Origin of the sequence: Niallia sp. MER 6, from assembly GCF_023714395.1 — a bacterium.
Taxonomy (GTDB): Bacteria; Bacillota; Bacilli; order Bacillales; family Cytobacillaceae; genus Niallia.
The window spans coordinates 17893-32072 of record NZ_JAMAUK010000002.1 but is presented as its reverse complement, the minus strand read 5'-3'; the positions used below and the strand labels follow the sequence as shown (position 1 = coordinate 32072).

15 protein-coding genes and 1 pseudogene are annotated in these 14180 nt (G+C 39.2%); 9 read left to right on the top strand and 7 right to left on the bottom strand.

The window, feature by feature from the left end:
* Positions 1-32: 32 nt before the first annotated feature.
* Together M3600_RS02700 and M3600_RS02695 are read right to left on the bottom strand one after the other, a co-directional pair.
* Positions 33-1031 (bottom strand): ion channel, encoded by a 999-nt coding sequence (locus tag M3600_RS02700; RefSeq protein WP_251644698.1) that lies wholly within the window; start codon positions 1029-1031, stop codon positions 33-35.
* 85 nt (positions 1032-1116) lie between these two features.
* On the bottom strand, positions 1117-1992 hold the full coding sequence (locus M3600_RS02695) for a TetR/AcrR family transcriptional regulator (protein WP_233316454.1): 876 nt from the start codon (positions 1990-1992) through the stop codon (positions 1117-1119).
* Positions 1993-2347: 355 nt separating this feature from the next.
* Between M3600_RS02695 and M3600_RS02690 the strand changes: the two genes are divergently transcribed.
* The 4 genes from M3600_RS02690 to M3600_RS02675 are packed head-to-tail and all read left to right on the top strand — an operon-like array spanning position 2348 to position 5925.
* Positions 2348-3088 carry a GTP cyclohydrolase II gene (locus M3600_RS02690; protein ID WP_233316453.1) on the top strand — a complete coding sequence of 247 codons (741 nt, stop codon included), beginning with the start codon at positions 2348-2350 and terminating at the stop codon, positions 3086-3088.
* A 13-nt stretch (positions 3089-3101) separates the two neighbouring features.
* Positions 3102-4199, top strand: coding sequence for a bifunctional diaminohydroxyphosphoribosylaminopyrimidine deaminase/5-amino-6-(5-phosphoribosylamino)uracil reductase RibD (gene ribD / locus M3600_RS02685; protein ID WP_233316622.1), 1098 nt, complete (start codon positions 3102-3104; stop codon positions 4197-4199).
* Between the two features lie 17 nt (positions 4200-4216).
* A complete protein-coding gene (locus M3600_RS02680; protein ID WP_251644697.1) occupies positions 4217-5329 on the top strand; it encodes an FAD-dependent monooxygenase in 1113 nt (370 codons plus the stop codon).
* 17 nt (positions 5330-5346) lie between these two features.
* Positions 5347-5925 carry a 5' nucleotidase, NT5C type gene (locus M3600_RS02675; protein ID WP_251644696.1) on the top strand — a complete coding sequence of 193 codons (579 nt, stop codon included), beginning with the start codon at positions 5347-5349 and terminating at the stop codon, positions 5923-5925.
* 49 nt (positions 5926-5974) lie between these two features.
* On the opposite strand, the gene chrS is transcribed toward M3600_RS02675, so the two are convergent.
* Genes chrS through chrB form a run of 3 tightly spaced genes read right to left on the bottom strand, consistent with a single transcriptional unit; the run spans position 5975 to position 7586 of the window.
* Positions 5975-6451: a chromate efflux transcriptional regulator ChrS gene (gene chrS, locus M3600_RS02670; protein WP_233316450.1), complete on the bottom strand. Its 477-nt coding sequence runs from the start codon at positions 6449-6451 to the stop codon at positions 5975-5977.
* A gap of 20 nt (positions 6452-6471) precedes the next feature.
* Complete coding sequence (gene chrA, locus M3600_RS02665; RefSeq protein ID WP_233316449.1) at positions 6472-7014, bottom strand: chromate efflux transporter ChrA; 543 nt, start codon at positions 7012-7014, stop codon at positions 6472-6474.
* Between the two features lie 2 nt (positions 7015-7016).
* Positions 7017-7586, bottom strand: a complete 570-nt coding sequence (chrB, locus tag M3600_RS02660) for a chromate efflux transporter ChrB (protein WP_233316448.1) — start codon at positions 7584-7586, stop codon at positions 7017-7019.
* 392 nt (positions 7587-7978) lie between these two features.
* On the opposite strand from chrB, the gene ade reads away from it, so the two are divergent.
* Positions 7979-9712 (top strand): adenine deaminase, encoded by a 1734-nt coding sequence (gene ade / locus M3600_RS02655; protein WP_285109584.1) that lies wholly within the window; start codon positions 7979-7981, stop codon positions 9710-9712.
* Positions 9713-10327: 615 nt separating this feature from the next.
* On the opposite strand, the gene M3600_RS02650 is transcribed toward ade, so the two are convergent.
* A complete protein-coding gene (locus M3600_RS02650) occupies positions 10328-10648 on the bottom strand; it encodes an 8-amino-7-oxononanoate synthase (RefSeq protein WP_233316446.1) in 321 nt (106 codons plus the stop codon).
* Between the two features lie 18 nt (positions 10649-10666).
* Positions 10667-11572, bottom strand: a complete 906-nt coding sequence (locus M3600_RS02645; RefSeq protein WP_237941836.1) for an HD-GYP domain-containing protein — start codon at positions 11570-11572, stop codon at positions 10667-10669.
* A gap of 337 nt (positions 11573-11909) precedes the next feature.
* On the opposite strand from M3600_RS02645, the gene M3600_RS02640 reads away from it, so the two are divergent.
* From M3600_RS02640 to M3600_RS02625, 4 genes and pseudogenes are all read left to right on the top strand, one after another.
* Entirely contained in the window at positions 11910-12521 is a 612-nt protein-coding gene (locus M3600_RS02640; protein ID WP_237941835.1) for a flavin reductase family protein, read from the top strand.
* A gap of 37 nt (positions 12522-12558) precedes the next feature.
* Positions 12559-13163 (top strand): annotated as a pseudogene (locus tag M3600_RS02635) (alpha/beta hydrolase).
* A 13-nt stretch (positions 13164-13176) separates the two neighbouring features.
* On the top strand, positions 13177-13887 hold the full coding sequence (locus M3600_RS02630) for a pirin family protein (protein ID WP_233316442.1): 711 nt from the start codon (positions 13177-13179) through the stop codon (positions 13885-13887).
* Between the two features lies 1 nt (position 13888).
* Complete coding sequence (locus M3600_RS02625) at positions 13889-14158, top strand: hypothetical protein (protein ID WP_233316441.1); 270 nt, start codon at positions 13889-13891, stop codon at positions 14156-14158.
* The last annotated feature ends 22 nt before the right edge of the window (positions 14159-14180 follow it).

Sequence of the window (14180 nt, the reverse complement as noted above, 5' to 3'; positions counted from 1 at the left end):
CTAAATATGGCAAGCGCTGTTTTTTCATGCATTTATGAGCCGGCAATCAAGATCAGCTCATCCTTTTCTTCTACTATAAAGGAGGCACCAGGTTTAATGTAGGATTGACTGCCTCTTTTAACTCCTAACAAGAGTTTGTCCTCTAAAAGAAGATACGAGCTGAGGGCAGCAAAATTCAGCTGCTCGTCGTTTTTCCATTCGCCCAAAGAAACAATTTGCAATCTCTTGTCCTTGAAGTTCCCCAGTAAATCGAGAAAGGCAATCATTGTTTCTTGCGAATTGAGACTGCTGTGCATGACAAAGCTCGACAGGCGATTGGTTTGAATAATCTCATCTGCACCTGCTCTGTGTGCATTAGTCACTTGCTCAGCAGTCAATATCTCAATGATGCAAGGAACCTCTGGATTCAGTCCTTTTATTGCAAGCAGTGTTAAAATCGAATTCATATCGGCGTTCATTTCATCTTTGCTTTGGTCAGAGGTGATGATTACCTTGTTAGCCTGTGAGATATTTGCCCGCAGGAGTGTTTCATCAATATTTGGATTGCCTTGGATAAAATGAAGCGATTCTGGCAGCGGGTTTTTTGGGAGCGATTCATCAATAAGAGTGAGGAGTGATCTCTTCCCATCCTTGATAATCGTATTAATCAATGCCTTCGAACGCTCATTCCAGCCGATAATCACGATATGACTCTGTCCTCTGAAAGTTGATTTCCCTTCTATAAAGGCATTTTGTCTGGCGACTGCTGCTGTTGCCAAAGTTACTAAATAAGTCGATAAAAACCCTGCACCAGTCAATATGAGCAGCATGCCGGCAATTCTTCCTACAATGGTGCTTGGAGCGTAATCACCATAACCAACAGTGGAGGCTGTGATAATAGCCCACCAAACCCCCTCAAAAAAAGTCGGAAAGGTTTTTGGCTCCACTATGGTGATGATTAATCCAAAAAATAGGATAATACTTGCTGCGATTGACAAAATCCTCACACTGATAGGCAGGCGCAGAAAAGCGGTTAGTACGGTATTCGGCAATATATTTCACCTCATCATCATGTGTATAAAACCATTATGGACATATAAAAAACCTTTCATAATGAAATGAAAGATTTTTATATGTTCACTTATGTGAGGTTATTTGATAATGCCTTTTAATTTTTTCAATCCAGTCCTGCAATTCTTCATGTCCTTCAAGATTGGAAAGCATTCCTTGAATAATTGGACTTCTTGGGGCATCTGTTTTGATTTCTGACTCTAGAACATCAAGGGTAACTTCAATCGTTTCCTTGTTAGGATAGCTTTCTGTAAGCTTGCGAATTTGATTAAGGATATCCAGGGATTTTTCTGTAGCATCTGCCATAAAATCGATTTTTGGCTTATGCATTAATTTGTAAAGATTCGCTTCAGTGAATATTGGCTTCTCTTCCATAATACCTGCTGCAATGGAGTCCATTCTTCTCCATAAATATTCGGAAACATCTTTAGCATTCCTGTCAATCTGATCATGAAGAAGAAGTCTTAAGAAGGACTGCAGCAACCCTTCGTACATGATTTGCAAATCTAAATGAAAGCGGCTCGTTTTTTCTCCATATAATTCGAGCAGATATGCTAGAGAAAACTCTCTGATATCTGTTTGCATCTGCATAATTAAATGCTTGATGGAATCATTAAGGGGAATCGCCTGCTCACGGGTTTGCATAATAATGAAATCCTTATGCTTCAAAGCATGTTCAAAAAAAGCTGCTGTCTGTTCGACCAGCTTTTCTTTTGCAGTGATGTCTTCTAGCCTAATGCTGTCAAAAAGCTGTACTAATTCCTTGTAATAATAATCAAGAATGGCAAATAATAAAGAATCCTTTGACTTGAAATATATATAGAAAGCACCTTTAGATATGCCGCAATCATTTGCTATTTCTTGAATGGAAGTGGAGGAATATCCTTTTTGCGCGAAAAGTTTCAGCGCAGAGTCTATGATCTTTTTTTCTTTCTCTTTCAATGGAAGCGCCTCCTATTTTTTTATAAGGAAGAGTTGAAAATAGTTATTTTTTAGCGAAATAAACTCTTATAGAGATTTTACTATTAAACCACACAACTTAAAATATGTAAAAAAAAAGCTAATAATTTGTCTTGGGAACCAGTAAAATTAGTTATTTGTACAAATACCTATCTTCCGATATGATAATAATTATCACTTATTGCTCATGTAAGGAAATGCTAAAGAAAAATGGGTAAATTAATTACTTGACGCTATTTTCTTATATATATATACTTACTTACATATAGTAAGTGGTTTGATAAAAATATTTGAATGGAACAAATTAAGATAGATGAAATTTAAAGGAGACTTAAATATGAAAAAAGAAGTGATTGATCTTCTTCAAGATAAAATGAAAATGATTCCGTTTAAGGAAGATAAAAAAATATGCCTTGTCGGGCCAGTCAAGCTGCCTGTTCAGCTTGAAGATCAAGTTGTAACTTTCCAATGGTACACATGGCTGCCAATAGAAGAGCAGCAGTCAAAAGAGGAGCTGTTAAACAGCTTGCCTTCGATGCATCTTGCAGACTTGCAGCAATCATCGGTTTTAGTATATGGCGATTTTGAGCAGACAGAAGATACGCTTATCCGCATGCACAGCATTTGTCATACAGGTGATATTTTCGGTAGCAAGCGCTGTGACTGCGGATTCCAGCTGCATCAGTCAATGAAGATGATTGTTGAACACGGCAGTGGTGCCCTCTTTTACCTTGCCAACCATGAAGGCAGAGGAATTGGTCTGTTCACAAAGTCATTAGCTTATTTGCTGCAGCAGGAAGGATTGGATACAGTAGAGGCAAACCATGCTCTTGATTTTGCTGATGACACAAGAAGCTATGAAGAGCCGATCAGTGTCCTGCAAGCATTGCGCACAAAGCCTGTTAAACTAATTACGAACAATCCTAAAAAGCTGGAAGCATTGAAGAAGATTGGATTAACTGCAAGTGAGAATGTTCCGTTATGGGGAGACAGATCAGCGTTCAACGAGAAGTATTTGGACACGAAAGTGCAGAAATCTGGACATATACCATTGCAAGAAGAGATTGTGACAATTTGAGGAGTAAACGATGATGAGAAATGATCATGATTTTATGAAAATGGCATTGGACCTTGCAGAAACAGCGAAGGGAAAAACAAATCCAAACCCAGTAGTTGGTGCGGTATTAGTGAAGGATGGCGTCATAGTAGGCTCCGGTTTGCACAGAAAGGCTGGAGAACCGCATGCAGAGGTACATGCGTTTAATATGGCAGGAGAACATGCTAAAGGGGCTACACTATATGTTACGCTGGAGCCTTGCTCCCACTATGGAAAAACACCGCCATGTGCGAATTTAGTCAAAGATTCTGGAGTGAAAAGAGTTGTAGTGGCAGCTCAAGATCCGAATCCTCATGTTGCTGGTAAGGGGATTGGCATCATAAAAGAAGCGGGGATCGAAGTAGAAGTTGGTGTGCTTGAGGAAGAAGCAAAAAAACTCAATGAGCGTTTTATGCATAATATGATTACTCAAACTCCATTTGTTGTATCAAAGGTTGCGATGACTTTAGACGGAAAAATCGCTGCCTATACAGGGCACAGCCAATGGATTACAGGGGAAGAGGCTCGGAAGGAAGTGCATTACCTTCGCAATGAGGTAGATGCTATCCTAGTTGGAGTAGGTACAGTATTAGCAGATAATCCGAAATTAACGACTCGATTAGACCAACCATCTAAAAATCCAATCAGGATTATTTTGGATAGCAAGCTGCGAACACCGCTCGATGCAAATGTGGCAGATTGCTCTGAGGCACAAACGATTATTTTGACTGGTCTTGCCGAGGATGACAAGAAGGCTGAAGGTTTAAAACAGAAGGGCGTTCAAATTATTCAAGTTCCATATACAAACGGGAAAATGGACCTTCAAGCTGCATTGAAAAGGCTGTATGAAGCAGGAGTAACAGATATTCTGCTCGAAGGCGGCAGTGAAGTAAATGCGAGCTTTATGAGAGAGAGACTTATTCAAAAATACATTGTTTATATTGCGCCGAAAATCTTAGGTGGAAAATCATCTTTTACACCATTTAGAGGCGAGGATGTAGATACGATAGATGAAGCTGTTCAGCTAAGGTTTGAAACAGTGGAGAAGGTAGGCGAAGACTTAAAAGTCTACGCATATCCTGCTAAAGTTTAAGGGAAGAGGATGGGGAAATGACAGTTCTGAATGCAGAAGTTTGTATTGTTGGTGCAGGTCCCGGCGGTGCAATGCTTGCTTATTTGCTTAGCAAGGCCGGGGTTTCCACAATCCTGCTGGAGCGGCATCATGATGTAGATAAAGAATTTCGTGGAGAGCATTTAAATGAGGAAGGAGAACAAGTCCTCATAGACGCAGGTCTTTTTGCTAAGCTGAAGGAAAAAGGCATACTCTGCATGACTCATGTTGATTATATTGCAGACGGCAAAGTGGTTAAAAGAATACTTCCCCATTCAGAAACAGGCCATACTGGCATTCATGTTCCGCAAAAGCATTTATTGAAGCTGCTGTTGGAGGAATCATCGAAAGAGGCTACCTTCAGGCTGGAAATGGACAGTGTTGTGAAAGAGCTCATTCAGACTGAAACAGGAGAGTATTCAGGCGTCGTCGCCTGGATTAATGGCATAGAAACAACGGTGAACAGCAAGATAATTGTCGGTGCTGACGGCAGGTTTTCAACGATAAGAAAGCAGGGGCGCTTTCCTGTTGAAGCGATCAAGCATGGTTATGATTTGCTGTGGGCAAAAATTCCGGCTCCATCTGGCTGGGAGCCAACGATTAAAATGGCTCTTGTTAACGGCAGTCAGGTTGCTCTGTTTACCCAATATGGAGGTTATATTCAGATCGGCTGGAATATTGAGGAGGGAAGCTTCTCAAAAATCCGGAAAGGATCATTTGAGCACTTTATCGACAATCTTCTGTCTGCTTTTCCTGAGTTGGAGGAAACTGTCCGCACTCATATTAAGGCATGGAAGGATTTTGTCCTGTTGAAGGTGGAAAGCTCTAAAAGCAGCACGTGGATCAATAATAATGCAGTGCTCTTAGGCGATGCAGCCCACACAATGAGTCCAACCGGCGCATTTGGACTCAACAGTTCCTTAAAGGATGCAGAAAAACTTGCAGAAGTGCTGAAACAAATTTTACTCTATCACGAATCACCAGCGCTATTAGAGACCTACGAAGCAATTCGGAAAACAGAGGTAGAAAAAGTCCAAGCAGAACAGCTTTACAGAGAATCTACTTTTAAGGATCATTTTCCAAAAGCAACGGCAATTGGCGTTAGTAATTAATTGGAAGGATGCAATAGATGAAGTTCGGTTTTGACATTGATGATACATTAATAAATTTAAGAGAGCATGCCTTTCATTTATATAATAAGAAACTGCAAAAGGAAGTGCATCTCGATTATTTTCATGCACTGAAGACCGTGGAAATACATGAGCCCTTTGGCCTTAATGCTGATGAAGGGAAGAACATGTGGACCACTTTAAGCGAAGAAATTTATTTCACAGATTGTCCGCCATATCCGAATGCAGTTGAATTTCTGCAAAGGCTGACAAATAGCGGACATGAAGTGTATTATATTACCGCACGTAATAAGGAATTTGCAGAACGGACGAAGGAATGGATGAAGACTAAAGGCTTTCCAGTTAAGGATGAGCAGTTCTTCTGCGGTATGGCTGATCATGAAAAAATCGATGTTATTTCAAGCCTGAACCTTGATTTCTATATGGATGATAAGCCAGCGGTGCTAAACACACTGGCACAAACAGGAGTTCACTTGTTAGTAAAAGATCAATCATACAATAAAGATCTTTCTTATGACAGGGTTCATAGCTGGGCTGAGGTTTGGGATTTTCTTAATTTAAATGAGGAAAAAAAATAAAAGCAGGGAGAATGTATCCCTGCTTTTTTGTATGGAGATAATCTGCAAGCTACAGCTTCATTCCCATTCTGCTCTTGTATCTTTTAATTAATATTTGGCAATCTACGCTGACGACACCTTCGATAGCATATAGCTTGTCTGTAAGGAATAGCTCCATTTCCTGATTATCAGCAAATAATCCGTGCATATGCAGTTTACTGGGGCCAGTCATATGATAGAGACTGCCTACAGCAGCATTGTCTGCTAATAGTTTGGCAACTTCTTCGAGATGCTTCGGTTCTACATCAATATTGAAGAAAGCAGAAACTGTTTTGCCGATTTTTTCTGGATTTATTACAGCCGTGAACTTTTCAATAATGCCATTTTCGATCATTGCATTAATCCGCATCTGTACAGCTACCCTTGAGATCCCGACTTCTTTGCCGATATCGGTGTAGGAAATCCTGCCGTTATCATGCAATAAAGACAAGATTAAATGATCAATCTGATCTAGTTTGCTAGGTGCAAGATCATGTCCATTTGTCATAAGATATGTTCCTTTCTCTTTTAACTGTTTAGATGTGGAACAACAAGACCACCATAAAGGAAGGCAAGAATGATTACAAAAGCTGGGTGAACTTTGAATTTTTGCAGTAAGGCAAATGCGATTACAGCGATTGCTGCTGTTTGAATCCAGCCTAATGAAATATAGGAGTCTTGCAGCATTTCAAAAGTAAGGATTATCATCAATGCGGCAATAACAGGCTGAACCAACAGTGTCATCCCTTTCACTATTTTCGAATCGCGGTGCTTGCTCATCACATTGGCAAGGAAAATGAGCGCTGCAGCAGATGGAATGACCGTCGCTGCCAGTGCAGCAATAAAGCCCCACCAGCCACCGATGCCAAACCCGACATAAGCAGCAATTTTTGTTGCGATTGGACCAGGCAGGGCGTTTCCAAGTGCGAGCATATTGGAAAATTCCGCATTTGACAGCCAATTGTACCGGTTAACAATCTCTTCATACATGAGTGGAATAGAGGCAGGACCGCCGCCATATCCAAATATATTTGATAACAAAAAGCTTAAAAAGATGCTGATTAATACCATGTTTACATGCCTCTTTCTTTTTTATGTAGAATACGATCTTTAAGATTGAAATGAAATGCTCCGTAAATCAAGAAGATTAATACAACAATAGCTGGGTGAAGGGAAATGTATTGAAGCAGGAACAGACATAACAGTGTTAGTGCTGCACCAACATAGATACCTAAGCCTTTGACTGCTTTTTCTGCAAACTCATAGGCCATCATGCCAAGCATTACTGCAATAACAGGAATAACAGCAGACACCATGCTTGTGATGACAGCAGAATGGCTGACAACGTTAATAAAGGAAATTAGCACAACCATTGCCAGGCATGTCGGCAGAATATGGGCGAGCACAGAAACGATAGCTCCTGAAATACCTTTTTGGCGGTAGCCTAAATAGGCGGCCATTTTTGTAGCGATTGGTCCAGGCAAAGTATTAGCAATCGCCAATATTTCCCCAAACTCTTCATTATCAAGCCACTTGAATTTATTTACTGCTTCATAGCGAATAAGCGGTATAACAGAAGGACCACCTCCAAATCCTAATAATCCAGACCGGCCCATCGCGATGATGAGTTCTTTATAGATCATCTTTATTTCTCCTTTCGTAATTAGACACTATGTAATTGAAAAAACCTTTATTATTATCTTTTCGTAAATATAATACCATAATTTATTTTATATGAATCGTAAAATGTTAAAAAATATAACAATATGAAATTATATTTTTGTGCAGGGGCACTTCAAAAAGAAATTGAATCTTGTTGCGAACTATAATACAATAGTAAAAATAATTTCAAAAAGGCATGAAATGCCAATTCTCCATTTGCTTGATTGGAACTAAATCTTCGTGCATTTACTCTTCCATACGATTTCTATATATTTCCCGTAAATCATTTTAATTATGGAACTTAACGTACAAAAGCATTTGCAAAAATTTAGCAAAGTGAAACTACCAAAAAGAAATAAGGGGGAAAATGCACATGAGCAGCAAATTTGAAAAAAGATTGAGAATAGCAGCAAAACGAGAAAAGGCAGACTTAGTTATTAAGCATGCATCTATAGTCAATGTGTTTACTGGAGAACTGATGAAGGGTGATCTAGCTGTATCTGATGATACTATTGCCGGGATAGGCCAGTATGAAGGAAAGCAAACAATAGATGCAAAAGGAAAATTCATCATTCCTGGACTGATAGACGGTCATGTTCATATTGAAAGCAGCATGCTCGCACCGCAGGAATTTGCAAAGGTCCTCATGCTCCATGGTGTTACAACAGCGATAACTGACCCACATGAAATAGCGAATGTTGCCGGGACAAAGGGAATTCAATACATGCTTGACCAGTCGGAAGGATTGCCACTTGATATTCGTGTCATGCTGCCCTCCTGTGTGCCAGCCGTGCCGAATGACAGTAATGGTGCAGCACTGTACGCTGATGATCTGGCTCCTTTTTTTAAACATGAGCGTGTTTTAGGCCTAGCAGAGGTAATGGACTTTCCGTCTGTCCAAAACACCAGTGCAGATATGGTCAAAAAGCTTATTCTGACAAAAGAGAATAACGGGGTAATAGATGGCCATGCTGCCGGCATTGAGCGTGAGAGCCTAAATGTTTACAGTGCTGCAGGAATTCGCAATGATCATGAAGCTACAACAGAGCAGGAAGGGAAAGACAGACTGGATTTAGGTCTTTATTTAATGATTAGGGAAGGAACAGTTGCTAAAGACTTAAAAGCATTGCTGCCTGTTGTGACAGAAAGAAATGCACGCAGATGTCTTTTTGTAACAGATGATAAGCTGATTGACGATCTTTTGCATGAGGGCAGTGTTGACCATTGTATTCGTTTAGCAATAAAAGAAGGACTGGACCCAATCACAGCCATTCAAATGGCTACGATTAATACGGCTGAATGTTATAAGCAAGATAGAATCGGTGCAGTGTCACCAGGCTATAAGGCAGACTTCCTGATTGTAGACAGCCTGGAGGAGCTTACGATAGAGCATGTATATAAAGAAGGCAAGTGTATTGTGGAAAACGGCAAGCTGAAAACAGAGCAGTTTAAGAAACAGGGCTATGAAGATACCAGCCTGCCTGGCTTGAATTATGCTCCATTTAATACTAGTGAGCTACAATTGCCGCTCCAATCAGATATTTGCAATGTTATTGGCATTATTCCTAACAGCATTGTAACAGAGCATTTGATAGAAAAGGTTAGTGTGGAAAATGGTATTTTTCAGCCATCTGTCGAGCAGGATTTGCTAAAACTGGTTGTTGTGGAGAGACATCATCGGACTGGCAATATTGGGCGGGGCATTGTAAAGGGATTTGGTTTCAAAAAAGGAGCGATTGCAACAACCATATCCCATGATTCTCACAATATTGTCGCAGTTGGAACAAATGATGAAGATATCCAGCTTGCGATAGAAGAGTTGAAAAATATTAATGGAGGCATAACAGCAGTAGCAGAAGGACAATTAATCGCAGCCTTGCCATTGCCGATAGCTGGCCTTATCTCAGACCAAAGCTATGAAACACTGTATGACCAAATGAACACACTTAATGAACAAGTGAAGCAATTAGGAGGATCAAGCAACTTTAATCCATTCCTGACATTATCCTTCCTATCATTATCTGTCATTCCTACATTGAAATTAACAGATAAAGGCTTATTCGACTTCAGCAGTTTTTCATATACAACAATTGAAGCAACGAAATGACTCTATAGAGAAACGAACATGTTAACGATGTTCGTTTTTTTCTTGTCTGCAAACAAAAAAAGATCCGGCTTAAATAGCCGGACCAAAAAAATATATTTTAAGAGGGGAAACTCTTAACATAAATTTATTCTACTTGGTAATTATGAATAAATAATGAACAAACCATTAAAAAATAAAAAATATTAGTTATTAATTCAGACCCCTCATTTAAAAGAATAGAAAAAATAAAAGTTTTTAAATAATAAGTATATAGTCCTATAAATAACAGAAATCGCTAGGACGATATATTTGGTAAGAAGCACCATTACAAGTTTCAAGTAGGTAAAGATGTTTATTTAATAAAAAAATGGGTCATATTAATAATAAATACAGACATAATGAAAGCGTTTTCGTATATAATGGATATAAGCTAATCATTAACTCTGGTCTCACTTACTGATAAGGGGTGGATGGCATGGAAGAACAAGCGAATTTTTTTAATGGATTGAAATGGGGCATCTTATTGAGCGTACCACTGTGGATTTCCTTTTTTGGATGGGTTAAGCTAATTTATCATTTTGTTTAGAAATAAATAAAAAAGGGCTTCGGGGTTTCCGAAGTCCTTTTTGTTTCTGATTAAGCCAGTATTATAGGCGGATCAATTCCAAGTACAGGTTGTCCATCTACAGTTAGCCAGATATAATAATGGTCAATTTCTTTACCGATAATTTTTTCGATTTTAGCAATAACCTTTTCCTGAACATCAAAAGTAATCTTAGCAGTTTGTTCACCAAGAGGAATATTCTTCATCCCTAATAAGTCAGCAATTTGTCTTGCTTGATCATAGGTTACTTCTACATATTTATCGTATTCTGGCAAATAAGCTGCTTCTGCAGGCTTTACTTGCAAGGAAACGATTAAAATGACAGCCAATAAGCTCCAAACTAGTTTTTTCATAATAGTCTCTCCCTCATGTTAATAGTTTTCTATTTTATCTTGTAATGCTATAAAAGCATCAACTACTTGTGGATGATACATTGTACCTCTGTTTTTTAGAATTTCCTCAAAGGCTGCCTTTTTTGATTTGCCTTTTTTATAGACCCTATCTGTTGTCATTGCATCAAAGGAGTCAACGACAGCAATTATAGCTGCTTCAACTGTAATTTCGTCACCCTTTAAACCCTTAGGATATCCTTTACCGTCATACCTTTCATGATGCTGTTCAACTATTAAACCTATTTCGCCTAGTAATGGAATTCTCGTTTCTTCTAACAGCTCACGACCAAAAGTTGTATGTAGTTTCATGATTTCCCATTCATCATCTGTGAGTTTACTAGGTTTTTGCAATATATTTAAAGGTACTTTAACTTTGCCAAGATCATGAAAAAAGGAAGCAAGGTTTAGGCGGGCAATTTGTTTTGTGTTAAGATCAAGCACTTCACCAACGAGCATCGAATAGTCCTTAATTCTCTCACAATGATCTCTTGTGTACCCGTCTTTTTCTTCTATAGAAATAGTCAGCTCTAATAAGTCTTTAGAAAGTTGGCTATAGTGGTGAAACACTGGCTGACTTGTCACATAAATAAACTCTGTTTCTTCTTTAGCATGGAAAATAGTATATTCCTTGATTGGGCTCTCAAAAAAGGACTGTCCGGGTATAAGCTCGATAGATACTTCATCTCTTTGATATACTAGTTTGCCAGAAACAATAAAAAAATACTCCAGTCCTTCCCAGCCCTCTTCTGGACCCATCGCCCAGCTAGAACCTGGCTGCAGTTTATGGTGAATAACTTCCGTTCCGTCACCTGCTGCAATTAATGAAAGCTGCAAGCCTTTAAAATATACTGTTTCAATAAACTCTCCTTCATTTAATATACCCACACTATTTCCCTCTCTCTTTTTACAATAGAAGCTAATTTGCTAGACTCTAAGATTATACCTTATTTTATCTAAAATATAGTTTAATTGTAATAGGTAAAAGTTATTAAATTAGGTCTAAATGAGTAGTTTTTCTAATGGAAACAGAGTAAAAATTATACAAATTAATGATAGCAAACTATAATAGGAAAAAATAGAGTAATTTTCTTTATTTTTACTAGAAGCAAGGACTCATTCTTGACAGACAGTAATTAATAATAGTATGATTATCTCGAATTCAAGATAAAATAGCTTGTATAAAAATTTTACCGGCGAAGTTTGCCATGAATGGAGGAATAGCATGTTAACAATTGATCCAAGCACGCTTTCTGCGAAAGAGGTGTATAAGTTCTTTATCGGCAGCATTATTCCGAGACCAATCGCGTTTGTTACTTCTAAAGGAAGCGGCGGTGTTATTAATGGTGCACCGTTCAGCTTCTTTAATATCGTATCTTCCAATCCTCCAATCTTATCTGTTGCAGTTCAAAGAAATGGCGGTAATGAAAAAGATACAGCTAAAAATATTAAGGAGTACAGCGAATTTGTCATCCATGTTTGTGACGAGGATAATATTGCAGCAATTAATGAAACTGCTGCAAATCTTCCGCCGGACGAAAGTGAGATAGAACTTGCTGGACTGTCGGTTGCTGAAAGTTCTGTTATTTCAGTGCCTGGAATTAAGGAAGCGAAAGTCCGGATTGAGTGTAAATTAGAGGGAATTGTAGAGATTAAGGATGATAATGGGATACCTACTTGCGATTTAATACTGGGCCGTGCTGTTTGCTTCCATATTGAAGATCAATTATATGAAAATGGAAGAATCGATCCGAAGCTTTTAAAGCCTGTCAGCAGGCTTGCGGGAAATGATTATAGCAAGCTGGGTGAAATGTTTACAATCAACAGACCAAAATAAAGCAGGGCTTATTAAGCCTCATGACTAGGAGACGAAGATGAAGCATATTTTTAAAAAAGGAACAAATGAACAGTTGCCAACCTTATTACTATTGCATGGAACTGGAGGAACGGAGAATGATTTATTGCCACTGGCAGAGCTGATTAGTCCACAATCATCTGTGCTCAGTGTACGAGGAATGTGTTGGAGAACGGAATGCCTCGGTTCTTCCGCCGACTAGCTGAAGGCGTTTTTGATATTGAAGACCTAAAGGAGCGTACAAAGGAGCTGCATGACTTTTTAGACAGCAGCGCAGAACAGTACGGCTTTGATCGTCGCAATATTATTGCAATAGGTTATTCAAATGGTGCAAATATCGCAGCAAGCATTTTGTTTCATTACGCCAAAGGCTTGAAGGGAGCGATTTTGCATCACCCGATGGTGCCGTTAAGAGGTATCGCATTGCCTGAACTTACTGATGTGCCTGTCTTTATTTCAGCGGGCACAAATGACCCAATCTGCCCTCGAAGTGAATCAGAGGAACTGACAACTCTTTTAGAAGGAGCAGGAGCAAATGTTACGGTTCATTGGGAGAATTATGGCCATCAATTGACGCGAACAGAAGTTGATGCTGCAGCTGCTTGGTTTAACACAATAAAATAAAGAGGTGTTAAGGATGATTAAAATATTTACGAAAGCAGATGGTCATTCTGCAAGCAATGACTGGGTAGAAAGTCATTTCAGCTTTTCCTTTGGTAATTATTACGACCCGGAGAATGTTAATTTTGGCCCTATGCGTGTATTAAATGATGATACCATTCAGCCGGATAAAGGGTTCGGTATCCATCCGCACAGAGAGGCTGAGGTTGTTTCTATCGCCATTGATGGACAATTGAAACATGAGGACAGCTTAGGAAACAGTGGAGTTATCGAATTTGGACAGGTGCAGCGCATGACGGCTGGAACAGGAATTCTTCATTCTGAAGTGAATCCATCCACAACAGAACCAGGCAGATTTCTGCAGCTTTGGTTCTTTCCTGAGACGAAACAGCTGCCTCCTTCCTATGAAGATGTAATATATGATGTGAGTAAATTATCTAATAACTTATTGCCAGTAGTTGCTCCAACAGCAAGTGAAGGTGTGGCGATGATTCATCAAGATGCGACGATTTATTTATCAAAGCTTGAGCAGGGGAAAAGTCTTGAGTTCAGCCAGGAAGATGGCAGGAGAATTCTAGTGTATGTGATAGAAGGCAGAGTTCTTCTTAACAATGAACATCTGCTTGGAAAACAAGAATCAGCCCGTATCACGGATGTTTCTGAGTTACAGTTAGCAGCTTCAAAAGACTGTTTCTTTATGCTGATTGATTTGCCGGGAGGGGAATAAGATGCTGATGATCAGACATGCTATTGGCAGCAGGCTGTTTCTGCAGACAGAGGATTACTCGGTTCTGCCCCAAGGGGATAACTGGGTCATTACGGCAGCTGCAAATAAAGAAGAGCTTGAGAACTTGATTGCCTTCAAAGAGGAATTAAATTTATTTATCGTTGGAAAAAACGAAAAAACTTGGTATTATTCTTCAGATGCCAGCATCAAAATAGTAGATTCCGACAAAGTGCAAGTAACTGCAGATCATAAAACGGTTTATCCCGTATAAAGAAGAAACCCAAATGCGATTG